General features: G+C 43.5%; 13 protein-coding genes and 1 tRNA gene. 9 read left to right on the top strand and 5 right to left on the bottom strand.

Annotated elements, in window-relative coordinates; all coding sequences use genetic code 11:
- The first annotated feature begins 2 nt into the window (after positions 1–2).
- Positions 3–1,316 carry a hypothetical protein gene (locus HOP08_20280; protein NOT77268.1) on the top strand — a complete coding sequence of 438 codons (1,314 nt, stop codon included), beginning with the start codon at positions 3–5 and terminating at the stop codon, positions 1,314–1,316.
- 19 nt (positions 1,317–1,335) lie between these two features.
- Positions 1,336–2,232, top strand: coding sequence for a decarboxylating 6-phosphogluconate dehydrogenase (gene gnd, locus HOP08_20275; GenBank protein NOT77267.1), 897 nt, complete (start codon positions 1,336–1,338; stop codon positions 2,230–2,232).
- Between the two features lie 50 nt (positions 2,233–2,282).
- On the opposite strand, the gene HOP08_20270 is transcribed toward gnd, so the two are convergent.
- Positions 2,283–3,512, bottom strand: coding sequence for a M20/M25/M40 family metallo-hydrolase (locus tag HOP08_20270; protein NOT77266.1), 1,230 nt, complete (start codon positions 3,510–3,512; stop codon positions 2,283–2,285).
- A gap of 118 nt (positions 3,513–3,630) precedes the next feature.
- On the opposite strand from HOP08_20270, the gene HOP08_20265 reads away from it, so the two are divergent.
- Entirely contained in the window at positions 3,631–4,464 is an 834-nt protein-coding gene (locus HOP08_20265; protein ID NOT77265.1) for a universal stress protein, read from the top strand.
- Between the two features lie 1,529 nt (positions 4,465–5,993).
- Here the strand turns inward: HOP08_20265 and HOP08_20260 are convergent.
- Together HOP08_20260 and asnS are read right to left on the bottom strand one after the other, a co-directional pair.
- Positions 5,994–7,424: an amino acid permease gene (locus HOP08_20260; GenBank protein NOT77264.1), complete on the bottom strand. Its 1,431-nt coding sequence runs from the start codon at positions 7,422–7,424 to the stop codon at positions 5,994–5,996.
- A 41-nt stretch (positions 7,425–7,465) separates the two neighbouring features.
- Positions 7,466–8,899 carry an asparagine--tRNA ligase gene (gene asnS, locus HOP08_20255; GenBank protein ID NOT77263.1) on the bottom strand — a complete coding sequence of 478 codons (1,434 nt, stop codon included), beginning with the start codon at positions 8,897–8,899 and terminating at the stop codon, positions 7,466–7,468.
- Positions 8,900–9,100: 201 nt separating this feature from the next.
- Here asnS and rpoN point away from each other — a divergent pair, with 201 nt between their 5' ends.
- The 4 genes from rpoN to HOP08_20235 all read left to right on the top strand — a co-directional run bounded on the left by rpoN (position 9,101) and on the right by HOP08_20235 (position 13,591).
- The gene (gene rpoN, locus HOP08_20250) at positions 9,101–10,582 is read left to right on the top strand and encodes an RNA polymerase factor sigma-54 (protein NOT77262.1); all 1,482 of its coding nucleotides are present in this window, start codon (positions 9,101–9,103) and stop codon (positions 10,580–10,582) included.
- A 17-nt stretch (positions 10,583–10,599) separates the two neighbouring features.
- On the top strand, positions 10,600–11,214 hold the full coding sequence (locus tag HOP08_20245; GenBank protein NOT77261.1) for a hypothetical protein: 615 nt from the start codon (positions 10,600–10,602) through the stop codon (positions 11,212–11,214).
- Between the two features lie 24 nt (positions 11,215–11,238).
- Positions 11,239–12,021, top strand: a complete 783-nt coding sequence (locus tag HOP08_20240; protein NOT77260.1) for a 2-(1,2-epoxy-1,2-dihydrophenyl)acetyl-CoA isomerase — start codon at positions 11,239–11,241, stop codon at positions 12,019–12,021.
- A 67-nt stretch (positions 12,022–12,088) separates the two neighbouring features.
- A complete protein-coding gene (locus HOP08_20235) occupies positions 12,089–13,591 on the top strand; it encodes a hypothetical protein (protein NOT77259.1) in 1,503 nt (500 codons plus the stop codon).
- Here HOP08_20235 and HOP08_20230 read toward each other — a convergent pair whose 3' ends face one another.
- Together HOP08_20230 and HOP08_20225 are read right to left on the bottom strand one after the other, a co-directional pair.
- Positions 13,592–14,341 (bottom strand): CHASE2 domain-containing protein, encoded by a 750-nt coding sequence (locus tag HOP08_20230; protein ID NOT77258.1) that lies wholly within the window; start codon positions 14,339–14,341, stop codon positions 13,592–13,594.
- A 151-nt stretch (positions 14,342–14,492) separates the two neighbouring features.
- Positions 14,493–14,566: transfer RNA gene (locus HOP08_20225), tRNA-Arg, on the bottom strand.
- Positions 14,567–14,686: 120 nt separating this feature from the next.
- Between HOP08_20225 and HOP08_20220 the strand changes: the two genes are divergently transcribed.
- Together HOP08_20220 and HOP08_20215 are read left to right on the top strand one after the other, a co-directional pair.
- A complete protein-coding gene (locus tag HOP08_20220; protein ID NOT77257.1) occupies positions 14,687–15,460 on the top strand; it encodes an outer membrane beta-barrel protein in 774 nt (257 codons plus the stop codon).
- Between the two features lie 233 nt (positions 15,461–15,693).
- Positions 15,694–16,623 (top strand): AraC family transcriptional regulator, encoded by a 930-nt coding sequence (locus HOP08_20215; GenBank protein ID NOT77256.1) that lies wholly within the window; start codon positions 15,694–15,696, stop codon positions 16,621–16,623.
- The last annotated feature ends 77 nt before the right edge of the window (positions 16,624–16,700 follow it).

The raw sequence follows: 16,700 nt of genomic DNA, 5'->3' as shown, positions 1-16,700 counted from the left end.
GTATGGCATTGCTGATCGTTACCGGCTGCATTGTTTTGTTGTTGGTTTTGATTTTGCTGAAGCTTAATCCGCTTCTTGCCTTATTGATTGTTTCGATCATTGCCGGACTTTCTCTTGGCATTGCTCCGGAGCTTGTCATCAAGTCAATTCAAACAGGAGTGGGAGATACACTGAGTGGACTTGCCATGGTGCTGGGACTTGGTGCCATGTTCGGTAAGATGATTGAGATGAGCGGTGCAGCGCGGCAGATCAGCGAAACACTCATTCGTAAATTCGGAAAGGAAAGATTGCCATGGGCGATGATGCTCACCGGACTCGTTGTGGGCATCCCTCTTTTTTATAATGCAGGCTTTGTCATTCTCGTTCCATTGGTTTTCTCTGTAGCCTTCACATCGAAAGTTCCTTTGCTATGGGTAGCAGTTCCGATGGCTGCGGCGTTATCAGTGACCCATGGATTTCTTCCGCCTCATCCTGGTCCAACGGCGATCGCATCCATCTTTCAGGCAGATCTTGGTAAGACACTTTTATATGGAATGGTGCTGGCGCTACCCATCGTTATCGTTGCAGGACCATTGTTCGGTTCTTTCATGAAGAGAATAAAGACCGGCGAGATTAAAGTATCCACTCCTGTTGAGACTTTCACTTCACTTCCTTCTGTTGGATTGAGTTTTGGACTTGCTGTGTTTCCGGTTTTTCTGATATCACTTGCAACTTTTGGAAAGAGCTTTCTCGGTATAACCAACTCATTCATATTACTGGCCGGCGATCCTGTCGTTGCCTTGCTCATCTCTTTATTACTGGCTTGCTACTTTCTTGGTTTCAGAAGGGGCATGCAGATAAAGCAGGTCATGAATTTCCTGGGAGAGTCCATTTCATCCATGGCAATGATCATGCTGGTGATCGCAGCGGGTGGAGGATTTAAGCAAGTGCTGATTGATAGTGGTGTTGCTCAGGAAGTAGCGATGCGTGCCGGTCAGCTTTCACTTTCACCATTGGTGATGGCATGGTTGATCGCTGCATTAGTTCGTGTATCCGTTGGTTCAGCCACAGTTGCGGGCACTGTAGCAGCTGGGATTGTTTCATCTATGGCTCATGGCCCTGGAATATCTCCTGAATTAATGGTGCTCAGCGTGGGTGCAGGAAGCCTTATGTTCTCTCATGTGAATGACACAGGTTTCTGGATGTTTAAAGAATATTTTAATTTGTCCCTCAAACAAACCTTTTTGTCCTGGTCAACGATGGAAACGATCGTTTCGGTGCTGGGTTTAATCGGTGTGCTGACATTGAATAGCTTTCTCGGTGGCGCTGTCGCCTGATCACTCTAAAGTTAGTAACATGCAAATCGGATTAATTGGCCTCGGCAAGATGGGCTTCAATCTCGCACTGAACATGACGCGGAATGGTCATTCTGTGGTTGCTTTTGATGCTAGCAAACCTGCAATGGAAAGGATCCAGAAAGAGGGAGTGACCACTGTTTCTACCGTGAATGATCTTGCCCAATCTCTCAAGGGACGCCGTGTGATATGGTTGATGGTTCCTGCAGGACAGGTTGTTGATATCATTATTAATAATCTTAAGAATTATCTGAAGGCTGATGACATTATCATTGATGGTGGAAATTCTTTCTACAAGGAATCCATTAGCCGCGCTAAGGAACTGGAGAAGATGGGTGTTCACTTGCTGGATTGCGGAACCAGTGGAGGTGTCAATGGTGCTTTGAATGGAATATGCACAATGGTGGGCGGATGGAAAGAAGCTTTCGATTATTGCAGTCCGTTATTTAAATCGATTTGTGTGGATCAGGGATATCTCTATTGCGGAAAGAGCGGCAGTGGACACTTTGTGAAGATGGTGCACAATGGCATCGAGTATGGAATGATGCAGTCTATTGCGGAAGGCTTTGAATTAATGAACAAGCATAATCCTTCCATGGATATCGCTTCTGTTGCTAAAGTCTGGAATCACGGATCAGTAGTTAGAAGCTGGCTGCTCGAGCTTACACAACATGCTCTTGAAAAAGATAAGAACCTTGAATCGATCAAGGGTGTCATGCATTCTTCCGGTGAAGGAAAATGGACGGTGGAGACAGCGTTGGATATGGGCGTGCCCATGCCGGTTACTACCCTTGCACTATTAATGAGATACAGGTCTCAGCAGGAAGATACATTCTCCGGAAAAGTTGTGGCAGCTCTCCGCAATGAATTCGGAGGACATGATGTAGAGAAGAAATGATATCCTATGTGTTGGACATGATCAGCCCAACACATAAGACTCAACAGATTTTAGAAAGTAAGACTCAGTGTCAACGTTTCACCCTTTCTCTTCAAGATCACTGGTACGGTCTGTCCTTTTTCATATTTACCCAATACAGCCATATACTCCTCAATATCCTTGATAGTATAGTCTCCGATCTTGGTGATCACATCTCCTGTAAGAATTCCGGCTTTGCTCGCAGGTCTGCCATCGGTAACGCCATCTACTTTTAAGCCTACTTCATCAGAGGAATAGCTCGGCATTACACCCAACGTAACTTTGAATGCAGATCGTGTGCCCATGGTTGTTTTGCTTTTAGTAGTTAAGAAAGCAAGTCTTGGCTCCTTGTCGGAAGCTTCAATTACCTTGATGATAACATTCAGCACGCTTGCTTCGCCCTCGAAATTTATCTTATCCCAATCGTCAGAAGGTTTGTGATAATCACTGTGTGATCCGGTGAAGAAATGAAGTACCGGCATGTTCTTCAGATAGAAGGATGTGTGATCGGAAGGTCCTGTTCCTGAAGAATCTGTTTTGATTGGAACTTCTGTTGTGCTAAGCTTTTTTAATAGTGGTTCCCAGAAAGGGCTGGTTCCTGTTCCCATTACTTCCAGTCCTTTTTTAGGATCCAGTCTTCCGATCATATCCATGTTGATCATGTAGTTGACTTTACCGAAGTCTACGGTTGGATGATCAGCAAAGAATTTGGAGCCAAAGAGTCCGAGCTCTTCACCGGAGAAAGTGATAAAGAGAAAATTATTCTTTTCAGTGACCTTGTTGGTTTTGAAATAGCGTGCAAGTTCAAGGACACCAGCTGTTCCGGAAGAGTTGTCATCGGCACCGTTGTGGATTTTTCCACCGGAATTGGCTTCCAGTGAACTGCCTTCGTTGCCAAGGCCCAGGTGATCATAATGAGCACCGATAATAATAGTGTTGGCAGCTTTGTTGTCGAGATAACCTACAACGTTATAGGCTGTTCCTTCATTGCCGGTTCCATGTACGCCCGACTTGAAAGCGAATTTCTGTGTAAATAATTTTCCATCACCTTTTGGCTGAAGTCCGAGTTGTTTGAACTGATCCTGGATGTAGGCAAGGGCAAGCGTTCCGCCGGCGGTACCGGTGCCACGACCTTCCAGAGAATCGCTGGCGAGTATCTTGATATGTTGCTGAATTCTCTTTGCATCCGGTTGTTGTGCCGAACAATAGAAACCTGAAAGACATAAAACTGAAATAAGTGCTGAGGGGATTAGCTTGCTCATGAACGTTTATTAAAATTGGATCGCAAGGTAAGTTTCATTTCAAACAGAAATTGTCGGTGGACGTAGTTTTTTTGCTCTTCGAAGGGAATAGGTTAATTTTGATTTAAACCGCCACACTATGAAACCGCCTAAACTTGTTCTTTTGACAGATTTTTCTCCTCTTTCAAAAGTGGCTATGAAATTTGCTCTCAAGCTGGCGGGTCCCCTGGAGGCAGAGTTTACAATCCTAAATATTATCAGAATTGACGGCGCACCCAAAGCCAACATGCGGTTGAAGCAGATTGAAAAAAATCTTGCGCAGATCGCTGAAGAAGAAGGTGAGCAACTGATTCAGGAATTGCGCAGCGAGGTGAAAGGAAATTACAAGCTGCAATTCAAAGCGATCCGTTCCCATACGGTTGCCGAGATGGTAAAGCGATTCACGGATAAGAATCCTACCAACATGGTAGTGATGGGATCGCGCGGTGCTTCAGCGTTGAAGAAGGCGAGAATGGGTGGTACTGCAGTGGCTGTGATTGATGAAGTCAATGTACCGGTGCTGACCATTCCTGATTTTGCCAAGTTTAAGGATCTTGAACATATCGTTTATGCTTCTGATCTGAAGAACGTTCAGAAGGAGCTTGACATCATTGTTGAATTTGCGAATATCTATGGATCAAGCGTTCACATGATTCACGTTGCTCATGCAGTGGACAAGAAAATTGAAACGGAAGCAAACAGGGTGGAGGATATCATTGAGAAGGCTGGCTACGGTGATAAGGTCGACTTTAAGTTGATCATTGACGATGATGTTACGGTGGCGATCGACCGATATATTAAAGAGACGAAAGCAGATCTTCTTACGACGTTCACGCATCATCTGAGTCTATATGAAAAGCTTTTCGCAAAGAGTGTGACACGTACGCTGGCGTATATGGGGACGATCCCGTTGCTGGCGGTGAAGAGAAAGTAGGGTAGCATTAGGAGCCTGGAGCTTTTGCATTGGAAAAGAATGCATGACGTGACCATGTAGCCTTAGTGTTACATGGCAGATGCAGTTAAAGCTGCGGAAGCATAACCAAGTGCGTTTGCTTTGAAACTCAAATAAAATCGTTCATCATATTGTTGCGTACGGCACGCTGGTCGAACTAAACATAATCTTTCTACAAAGATTGGGTCCCGCTGGGACCAGTATCTACAAACATGTCCCATTGGGTTATTAATGGTCGTGTATCAAAATCACTATGACATCTCTCATTGCCGTTAGTTAACTGTCCTGGAGGGACCAAATATTTGTAGTCAACATCATCAGAATTTACACCGGCGTGCCGTAGGTACGCAACATTTTTTTTATGAAGACATTGCAACCGATGAATTGGATAGCCCACGGTTTTAACCATGGGCTATAAATTGATATCAATACCGGTAACCATTTCTAATGGTTTTCTAAACGCAGACTAATTTTGAAACCATTAAAATGGTTGGGGTGATAATACCCTATCATCATCCCCACGGTTAAAACCGTTGGCTTATAGAACCCATCAGCGAAGCTGATCTTTCGTGTCAATCTGCATTCCTTTCTCAAGCAAAAGCTGTATTGCTTTTTTATCTGTAAATCCGTGATTTCTGTTCCTGTCTAAGTTTTTCATATGCCGTTTGTTTGTCAGGCCCAAATATGCAACGGCCGCAAAACCAAATGTCACGAACTGTTACAAACTGTTAAGAACTGTTACGAAACTACACGAACACTCACGATCTGTTACAAACTGTTAAGAACTGTCACGATCTGTTAGAAACTGTTAGAAACTGTTAAGAAACTGACCGCCTCGTCCGGAAGCGGGCGACAAACGCCCCAAAAACGTAGGGATTTTAGTACCTCATCAGCGAAGGTGATAATCCATGTCCCTGTAGCACTAAGGCTACAGGGCTTCGCCGTTCATCGCTCATCAGGCCACATCATATAGCTTTTTAGTGCTATATGGTTCCGTTAAAAGGCTTTTTTAGTTTGTTTTAAGCCCTTTGAATAACCGACTTATACCAGACGCTTGCCAAAAACCTCCAAATCGACCCAAAATCGCCACTTTTACCATTTAATGTCAGGTTTGAGACCCACTTTTCTTCGTTTTTAGCTCAATTTGAGGGTTTTTTGAGGTGTTTCTCGAACGTTTCTCGGACGTTCCTCGGACTTTTCAGCTACCATTGCTTGCTTTCTCTGATGTTTCTCTGATCGCTCTCTGATGATTCTCTGATAAAAACGCTGGATTCTCTGATAAATCTCTGATTCACCTCTGATCACTCTCGGTTAAATGCCTGTATTTTACCTTTCAGTCTCTGATACTTCTCTGATTCGCCTCTGATCACTCTCTGATGTTTCCCTGATTCATGTCGGATCTATCTCCTTCGACTCTCTGATTCATCTCTGATCCTTGCCCATGCTTACCCGGAGCTTACGCGATCTCTACTCAGATGTGATTCAGACTCTACCCGGTCTCTATTCGGATCTTACTCAGTTGTTTGTTCGGTAACTCCGATTTTCTTTTTCCAATAAAGGTAGAATGGTACTCCCGTCACCATCAATCCCAATCCAAGCAAAGCTTCTCTCGGTCTTTCCATCAGCGTGATCGCTACCAATGCCATGCAGAACAATATGAACAATGCCGGCACTACCGGATAACCCCATGCTTTGTATGGTCGCGGTGCATCAGGCATCTTGTAGCGAAGGATGAATACACCCAGCGTTGTTGATCCGTAGAATATAAAGGAAGCAAAGATCAGCATGTCGGTCAGCTGTTCAAAGCTTCCGGATAGCACAAGAATGCTGGCCCATATCCCCTGAATGATAAAAGCTTTTGATGGCGTGTTATACTTTGGATGGATGTATGCTGCTGATTTAAAAAACATTTGCTCGCGTGCCATCGAGTAATACAATCGCGGAGGCATCAGCGCAGTGGTGTTTGTTGCTCCGAACGTTGTCAGGAGAATCAGAATTGAAATTAATAATCCACCCGGTCCGCCCAGGAAATGTTTCACAACTTCAACAGCAGCAATCGTGTTTTCTGTTTTACTAACCGCTACCATCTGATCGATGGGCAGAACAAACAGGTATGTAAAGTTAATGCTCACGTATATCAGCATCACAAACAATACTCCAAACACCAACGCGAGAGGAAGATTGCGATTCGGATTTTTTATTTCACCACCGAGATAGCCGGTTGTCGCCCATCCTTCAAAAGCCCAGAAGGCCCCGATCATCGCAGCAAACATTCCTTTTATCAATCCTACATCATACCATGGCCGTTCGACAAAACCTGTTGCATTGGTTTGAATATTTTCAAAACTTCCACCACCAATTGTCAATCCCAGAACGATGATAATGACAATATTAATGACCACCAGGATCAGGATGATGCGACTGAGTCCTTCACCACCTTTCAATCCGCGAAGGTTGACAAAACTTAACGCTGCGATCAACGCAATGGTCAGAAACTTCACTCCGAAATTGTCAAACGGAGTGAAGACTCCAAAGATTGAGATCTCCGAAAGGTAGGTGGGCAGAACCGGTAGCGGTACTAATGAATTAAATGATTGAGAAAATACATACGCGATGGAAGCAAGAGATGCAGACCGGATCACCGTAAAGGCGGTCCATCCATACAGGAATGCAAAGAAGCGATTGTAAATTTTCCTATAGTAAACATATTCACCACCTGAATCTGCCAGCATGCTTGCGATCTCTGCATTGCTCAATGCTCCGCACACAGATATCAAACCAGCCAGCATCCATGCCAGCAGAACAAGTCCCGGTGATAAAAGTTCGATGGACATGATCCCGACCTTTTTATAAACTCCGGAGCCGATGACAGAACTAACCGTAAGAATAAAAGCCGAGAATAACCCAAGGGATTGAATGAGGCGGCCTTGGGGTTGATTCATGATAGAAATTAAGAATTAAAAATGAGGAAGCGTCATGACCATTAAAACTCAGCATTTCCAGGGAATCTCGGGAACGGAATCACATCCCTGATATTCGTCATTCCACTGACGAACAGGATCAATCTTTCAAATCCCAAACCGAAACCGCTGTGAGGAGCAGAGCCGAACTTTCTTAACTCAAGATACCACCACAGGTCTTTCTCAGGAAGATTCAATTCATGAACACGTTTCAGTAAATTGTCATAACGCTCTTCACGTTGTGATCCACCAATGATCTCACCAATACCCGGAAATAAAACATCCATAGCGGCAACAGTTTTTCCATCTTCATTCTGGCGCATGTAGAATGATTTGATGCCAGCCGGATAGTTGTAAAGAATAACCGGTTTCTTAAAGTGCTTCTCCACCAGAAAGCGTTCGTGCTCGCTTTGAAGATCTACACCCCACTCCTCAATAAGATACTGGAATTTCTTCTTCTTGTTTGGATTGGAGTTCTTAAGAATATCAATGGCTTCTGTATACGTAAGTCTCTGGAAATCATTTTGAACAACAAACTTCAGTCTGTCGATCAAGCCAAGTTCGCTTCTTTGCTCCTGAGGCTTTGCGGCTTCTTCTTCTGCAGCACGCTTATCCAGAAATTCAAGATCATCCTTACAGTTGTCCAGTGCATAGCGCACGAGATATTGCAAAAGATCCTGAGCCAGTTGCATGTTATCGTTGATGTCATAGAATGCCATCTCCGGTTCGATCATCCAGAATTCAGCAAGGTGACGCGTAGTGTTGGAGTTCTCAGCGCGGAAGGTTGGTCCGAAAGTATAGATCTCGGACAATGCCATCGCATAGGTCTCACCTTCCAGCTGACCCGATACGGTCAGATTGGTTTCCCGTCCGAAGAAATCTTCTTTATGATTGATGTGTCCTGATTCATCCAGTGGAGGTTTGGTAAGGTCCAGCGTTGTTACTTTAAACATAGCTCCGGCGCCTTCTGCATCAGATCCTGTTATGACGGGAGTATGCACATAAAAGAAACCTCTTTCATTGAAGAAATTATGAACAGCGAAAGCCATTGCATGACGCACGCGCATGACCGCACCGAAAGTATTGGTCCGGGGGCGGAGGTGAGCGATCTCCCGAAGGAATTCCATCGAATGTTTCTTCGGTTGAAGCGGAAACTTTTCTGCATCGCTGTCGCCGAGTATTTCGAGTGACTGCACTTTGACTTCAACGCTCTGACCTTTTCCCTGAGATGCGATCAATTCTCCGGTAACGGAAACGCAGGCTCCTGTCGTAATTCTTTTAAGAGTTGCTTCGGGTTCTGAATTCAGTGTGACGACAGCTTGTATATTATTAATGGTAGAACCATCATTAATGGCAATGAACTGATTGTTGCGAAAAGTACGTACCCAACCCTGGACTAAAACGGTTTGGCTGGAGGGTGAGGTAGAAAGAAGTTCCTTGATCTTCGTGCGCTTCATAGTATTTAGAAATAGGGTTGCAAAAAACGCCATTTTGGAGGGGAAAGCAAAATGCATTTCCCTCATATCCACTCTGATATACCTTTAATGATTGGATGGAACAGTAATAATTGTTCATTGGCTTAAAATTTGCAATTAAAGATCGACACGCTTTTAACTCCATCTTTGAAATGGTAGTTTTGACGATTCAGAACCCGATCAATGCAGCGCCTAGGACTTAGTCAGAATCTTCAGCAAAAGCTTTCACCCCAGCAGATACAATTTATCAAGCTGCTGCAGGTGCCTACGGCCGAACTTGAAAACCGCATAGAAGAGGAGATGGAGATCAATCCGGCCCTTGAAGAAGGTGCTTCCGATGAACCCGAAAATAATACTGAAGACAATTCCGGTGATGACAGTGAACAGGCAGAAGCGCCAACCTCCGAATCAGAAGATCCACAGAAAGAAGGTGAAGTAGACATCAAGGATTATCTCCAGGATGATGACTACGGCGGTTATAAGTCACAGAGCGATGGAGAAGAGGATGAGGAACGCGAGCTCCCGATCCCGATGTCATCTTCCCTGCATGAAAATCTTTCTACCCAGCTTGGATTCCTCGGTCTCGATGACCGCCATTATGCAATTGGAAAACAACTCGTAGGAAGCATTGAAAGTGATGGTTACATCCGTCGTGATCTTGATGCGATCGTTAATGACCTTGCCTTTTCACAGAACATTGAGACCAGCATTGAAGAAGTTGAGCAGGTATTAAAAAAGATCCAGGCTTTTGATCCTCCGGGTATCGCTGCGCGCAACCTGCAGGAATGTCTGTTGCTTCAGCTTGAACGAATGGATGACGGTCAGGATGTAGATGTGATCGTTGCCAAGCGCATTATTAAAGAGTGCTACGAAGAGTTTACCAAGAAACATTATCCGAAGATCCTCAAGAAGCTTGATCTGGATGATGAAGATTATATTAAGGATGCCATTGATCTCATTATAAAGTTAAATCCGAAGCCGGGTGGTGAGATGACCAACAGTCTGGTCAAGAATCAGTATGTCATCCCTGATTTCATTCTTACGAATACGAATGGCAAGCTGGATCTTGCACTGAATTCACGCAATGCACCGGAACTGAGGATCAGTCGCTCGTACACGGATATGTTCAAGGCATATGACAAGAGCGACAAGAAAGATAAGAAGCTGAAGGAGGCTGTGACGTTCGTTAAGCAGAAGCTTGATTCCGCAAAATGGTTTATCGATGCGATCAAGCAGCGTCAGCATACGCTGATGAGAACGATGCAGGCGATCATTGATTTTCAATACGATTATTTCCTGGAGGGAGATGAGACGAAACTTCGTCCGATGATCCTGAAAGATATTGCTGAGAGGATCAACATGGATATTTCAACGGTGAGTCGTGTGGCGAGCAGCAAGGCCATTCAGACGGACTTTGGAATACTACCTCTTAAGTATTTTTTCTCAGAGGGTATCTCTACTGATTCGGGAGAAGAGGTGAGTAGCCGTGAGGTGAAACAGATCATCAAGGAACTCATTGAAACAGAAGATAAGAACAAGCCATTCTCTGATGAAAAGATCGAAGAGATCCTGAATCAGAAGGGTTATAACATCGCCCGAAGGACAGTGGCGAAATATCGCGAGCAGCTGAATATCCCGGTTGCCCGGTTAAGGAAAGAATTATAATCCGAGATGTAATAGAAATGCAAACCGTAGCGAAGATCGTTTCCTATATTTTCCATCCGCTTTTATTTTCGACGTATCTCGTATTGATTCTGGGATATACCATTCCAAGATTCATAGCGTTGCCAACGGCGGCATTGCTTCCTTTTGCAGGATTTGTTTTTGCCATGACATTCATACTGCCGGTTGCCAATCTTATGATGTTCAAGGCATTTGGAACCTTGCCCTCCCTTCAGATGCCGACGCGCGAGGAAAGATTACTTCCCTTCACGCTTATTACGATCATTTATATTGTTGTTACCATCATGTTCTTTTATAAAGTGAAGATGAATATTCATTTTAATAAAGTGATGGTGCTGGTGGCTGCGATGGTGCTTGTGGCTACGGTTGCTACGTTATTTCAGAAGATCAGCATTCATAGTCTGGCGGTATGCGGAGCACTGGGTATTATGGTACCGCTGAATAAGGCCGTTGAGAATGGATCGATGCTCTGGCCAACGATTGGTGTGCTGCTGGTGGCGGGTACTGTTATGTCTTCAAGGTTGTACCTCAATGCACACACGCCACGGGAAGTAATGTATGGAGCGGTGACGGGATTTTCGATCGGCTTCTTCGGAATGATCTTTCTTTTTTAAGTAAAATTTTAAAGCTGATATTTTATGGCATTTCAATTTCTGAAATATGAAGTAGCAGAGGGTGTTGCTACCATCACATTAAACCGTCCTGAGTTTTACAATGCGTTGAATGATGAGATCACTTTTGAATTTCAGGATGCGTTGAAGGCGGTTGCCAAAGATGATGCGGTGAGAGTGGTGGTATTGACGGGTGAGGGGAAAGCATTTTGTTCTGGGCAGGATCTGAAAGCGGAGCCGACAGGTAAGAAGCGATCTTTTCTGGATTCACTTCACAAGAGATATAATCCGATCGTTCGTGCGATGCGGGGATTGCCGAAGCCGATACTTTGCAGATTGAATGGAGTGGCAGCAGGAGCAGGATGTTCGCTGGCGCTGGCGTGTGATATGATCATAGCTTCAGAGGATGCAACGCTTATTGAAGTGTTTGTGAATATTGGTTTGGTGCCGGATTCAGGGTCGTCTTATTTTCTCCCGCGACTGGTAGGCATGGCCAAGGCGTTTGAGTTGTGTGCGATGGGAAGCAAGGTTAAAGCGGCGGAAGCCCTGCAGCTTGGATTGGTTAATAAGGTTGTTCCGGCGGCACAACTGGATGCGGCGGTAAAAGAGTACACAGATTATTTCGCGAAAGCGCCGACGAAAGCGATCGGCATTATTAAGAAGATGTTGAATAAGTCAACGACCTCTTCCCTGGATGAGATGCTGGAATACGAGGCATACAGTCAGGAGATTGCGGGAGGATCGGAAGATCATAAAGAAGGAGTCAAGGCGTTTCTTGAGAAGAGGAAGCCTGGGTTTGTTGGAAAGTGAGAGAGTCGTTCTCTAAATCGGGTTATTTCCACTTGCTTTAATCAATCCTCTCAAAGTTCATTCTAGTATGACAATCAAGAAAAGTATTTTTTTTGTTTTGAATATTTTGCCATTGGTATTCGTGGCGGACAACGTTCAGGGACAGTCACTAACGTTGACAAAGGAGCAGGCAATTGAAGATTTCAGATGGTTACGGTTTGCGTTGGAATATGTGCATCCGAGATTGTATAAGTATGACGATAAGAGAACAGTGGATGCACGATTTGATAGCATCAATAGAAGAATTAGTAACGAAATATCCGGGCTTGATTTTCTTGCTCTTGTAAGTAAGGCAAATGCAACAGTCCGTTGCGGACACCTTTACACGATTCCTCAAGGGCAATTAGCAAAGGACGTTTTGGAGAAAAGGGTATTGCCTTTTCATATCAAGATATTGGAAGACAAAATTTACATCCTAAACGATTGCAGTAACTCGTCGATTCCTGGTGGCTCGCAAATATTGGCTATTAATGGAAAAAATGACAAAGAGATATTTGATGCTATCATACCTGGAATAGCTTCAGATGGATACATCAGGACCAGAAAGCTAAGATTGATGGAGAGGTATTTCTTTTATCCTTTCCATGGCTTTGACCTGTATTACCATCTCTACGTTGACAGAAGTGATTCTTTTAAAATCGACTACCTGGAATATGGCACTCAGAAAAGAAAAACCGTCACCGTAAAAGGTATATCAATTTCCGAGAGACAAAAATTATTAGCGAGGAAATATAGTATTGACGAACAAGCCTGGTTTAAAGAGCCTTCTCCGAAATTTAAAATTGATAAGCAAAATGACTATGCGATCCTGACGCTTTCTCGTTCATTTTACGATAAGACAATTGATCCAAATTTTGACTCATTATTGAGTTCGGCCTTTTCCAAAATCAGGAGCGGAGGTATAAAGAATCTGATTATCGATCTCAGAAATAATGAAGGCGGTGATGAACGCCAACAGATAGAATTGATTTCATATTTATACAATAAACCATTTAAACTTTATCAGAATATCTATTTAAGTCATTTAGATTTCCGACCATTGAAACAGGTTATTCTTGAAAAGGATACATCGAAATTGTTATACAACAACGATGATGAATATATGAGAAGAATCAATGATAATCTCTGGATCAACAACTACGACTACAGCGATAATCTTATATTGAAAACTCCAAAGGAGAATGTTTTCACCGGCAAATTGTATGTATTAATAAATGGTATTTCTTTTTCGAGTGCTGCCGACCTGGCCTCTGATTTAAAAAAGACTACGGACGCGGTTTTCATTGGAGAGGAAACGGGAGGGGCGTATGAGGGACCTACCGGTGGTGACAACATCGTTATTCAATTGCCGAATAGCAAAATAATGATTCGGATTTCTCCAAACATTCAAATTGGACACATGTATCAAAAGCACCCGATAGGTCGTGGTGTTTTACCGACCCACACCCCTAAATATACTATCAAGGACATCCTGGAAGGCAAGGATTTAGAAATGGAATTGGCAAAAACATTGATTCAAGGAAAAAAGTAATCACCGGGCATTCAATACCTGTGACAGAATCGTAGCGAGTATTTCCATTTCGTACAAACTCCTCACTTCGTTGTTATAGATTATTTTTGTTTTATCCTCATCACCGGGACCGAGGAAGCCAAGCAAAACAATTTTTCCTTCCACATCATTTGAATTGATCTTTCCTGTCAATACATCTTCAACAGAGTATCTCTTAACTGTTTTCAGATCGTAGGAATAATCAATGTCGATTGTTTGTAGATTTTTGCTTAAGAATTCTGATGTCTTTGAGCTGTCAAAGGCCATAGCAGTCTGAATGGAGAAATGATATTCAGTATCCTTTTGTGGTCTTTCATTTACCTTTCGCCAAGCAGCAAACTTTATCTGGCTTTCATCTTTTTCCAGGATCAGGTTTGTAAATCCGGTGGTTGAGCGTGGAGGTAGAAAGGCAGCATGATTCCCTGAAACCATGTATTTCTTTTCACTGCCGGCGGCCACGCTTTTAATTAATGTTGCCATGACCAGGTTCTTGCAGCCTGAGAGCTCTTTAATAAGAAGCTTGTCTTTATTATCTCCATGACTTTCCTGAAATATCAGATCGAGGGCGACGACTTTTGGATTGAGCTTGTTGATCATCCCCAGTTGTTTGGCAATTCCCACACGGTCGAGATCGCCGACATTTATTAATATGATATTCGGGTCAAAGGTTTTTGCGCTTTGGGATTGGCAGAAAGGAGCAACCAAAATCAGAAGGAGGGTAAGGATCTTCATAATCAGTTGGATTTGAAACTTCTTAAAGCTGAATACGCAGGATTTGGCGGAAGTAACTTAACGCTGAAGGCAGAATTGATGCACTAAAAGCATGCTTCCTGAAATAAAAAATGAGGCAGCCACGTTTAATACGTAATTGCCTCATTAGTAGTGAGCCTGCAGGGATTCAAACCCCGAGTCTTCTGATCCGTAGTCAGATGCTTTATTCAGTTAAGCTACAGGCCCGTTTTTGTTTTCCTTAAAAACAAGTCCGCAAATTTAGAACATTAATCTATTTCACAAAAAAGACGGTTTTGCCCCTCGCTCAAAAAGCCTATTTTTGGGGCTTTAAAATTCAAAATATCTATGGTAGTTCGATCGGTCATGTTGCTGGTGTTCGTTTTGGCGAGTGTAGCAGGGTATTCTCAGCAGCAGGATTCAATTCAGGCAAAGGCAGTCTCTGTCCCAACTACTAAGAAAAAAACCTCAAGACCTGATATTCCGGGATCAATTGTCGTTGAGTTAGGTCTCAATTTTAAAAATGGCGTCGTTCCTCCTGACTTTCAAAAAGGATTCTGGGGCTCCAGAACACTCAATATTTATTATCAATACCAGATCAGAATTCTTAAGTCAAGATTCAGCTTTACTCCGGGAATCGGATTGAGTCTTGAGCGATGGAAGTTTACGAACAACTACACACTGACCAACTCTCCAGTACCTGATGGAGTGTATGCTGGAACCTATGCACTGGTTCCTGCCAATAGTCTTTATCCAGGCGTTACGATCAACCGTTCACAGCTGATCAACAATTATATTGAAATGCCGCTGGAGCTTCGTTATGATACGGCTCCTGAGGATATCGCAAGAAGTATCAACCTTGCCTTTGGTGCACGATTCGGAATCCTTTATGACTCTTTTACCAAGATCGATTTTAGTGAAGGTGGTGAAGACAAGAGCATCAAGAACAAGCAGAACCACGGTATGAATACACTTCGCTACGGATTGTATGGCCGCATCGGTGTTGGCGGCTTTGGTATTTTCAGCTATGTGAATATGTCGCCGATGTTCCAGGATAATAAGGGCCCGATTCAGACATCTATGAATTCGGTTACCATTGGAATTTCTGTAAACGGATTCTAATCATTTAAGAGATCGTTTTACGCCACACATCTGCATCCTCATGCAGATGATGTATTAGTCACTCATCAGATCCTATCAACCGGTCATAAAGCCGGTTTTTTTATCCCTTCACTAACGTGAATTTATATTTCACGACGCCTCCCAGGTGACTAAATCCGCCCTGGCCCAAAATGTCACTTATATGTCTGTGGTCATCCTGCTGCTTTCAATAGATTTGTTGCACTGAGTTGCCTATGGAAAAAACAAAGATCATTTTTCTTGTTCTCCCTCATGTTCACCTTCTTGATCTGGCCGGCCCTGATCAGGTGTTCTTTGAAGCGATGGGAATGGGAGCGCCCATCACGATTCACTATTGCTCCTATGATCCGTCTCTTTCAACTTCTTCACACGTCGGGATCGCCAAGCTGAAAATGTTCAGCAGTATAAAGATCAGCAAAGGTGACTATGTCATTATCCCCGGTGCTGAAGTTGGATTTTTGATCTCCCCGGTTATCCCATTTGAAAAGGAGATGAAGAAGTGGCTGACAGAAGGATATGATCGCGGAGCTCATCTTTGTTCTATATGTACCGGTGCATTTTTTCTTGCGAGGCTAGGACTCCTCGATGGTAAGAGATGCACTACTCACTGGAAACGTACCACTCAACTTGAAAGGAAGTTCCCAAAAGTTAAAGTAGTGGAGGACATTCTTTTCACTGAAGACGAACGTGTTTTTACCAGCGCGGGAGTAACCGCGGGCATTGATATGGCATTGCACATCACGGGAAGACTGAAAGATGATTTTTTCTCATTCAAAGTAGCGCGTGAGCTGGTCGTTTATATGAGACGGCAGGGGAGTGAATCGCAGCATACTGTTTTTATGAATTACAGAAATCACATTCATTCCGGTATTCATAAAGTTCAGGATTTCCTCCAGGAGAATATTCACAAAAGGTTATCGCTTGTCAGACTTGCAGAAGTTGCCTGCATGAGCCCCCGCAACTTCACACGGATATTCAAGAAAGAAACGGGCGTTACGGTCAATGCTTACATGTCATTGGTAAGGAAGGAATACCTGCTGAAGATGATGGCCAATCCTGATGTTACCAGGAAGCAAATGGCAACCCTCTGTGGATTGAAGAGTGCACGTCAGGTGATCCGTTTATTGAAAACCGTTCCACAATAGAATTATGAGCCGATTAATTTTAACATTAGCATCTTTATTGATCCTTTGTCCGGGATGTAAGGATGATAAAAAAGCAA

The organism is Cyclobacteriaceae bacterium (assembly GCA_013141055.1).
Classification (GTDB): domain Bacteria; phylum Bacteroidota; class Bacteroidia; order Cytophagales; family Cyclobacteriaceae; genus ELB16-189.
Note: the sequence above shows the minus strand (reverse complement) of the source record. Positions and strands in the feature narration are given on the sequence as shown.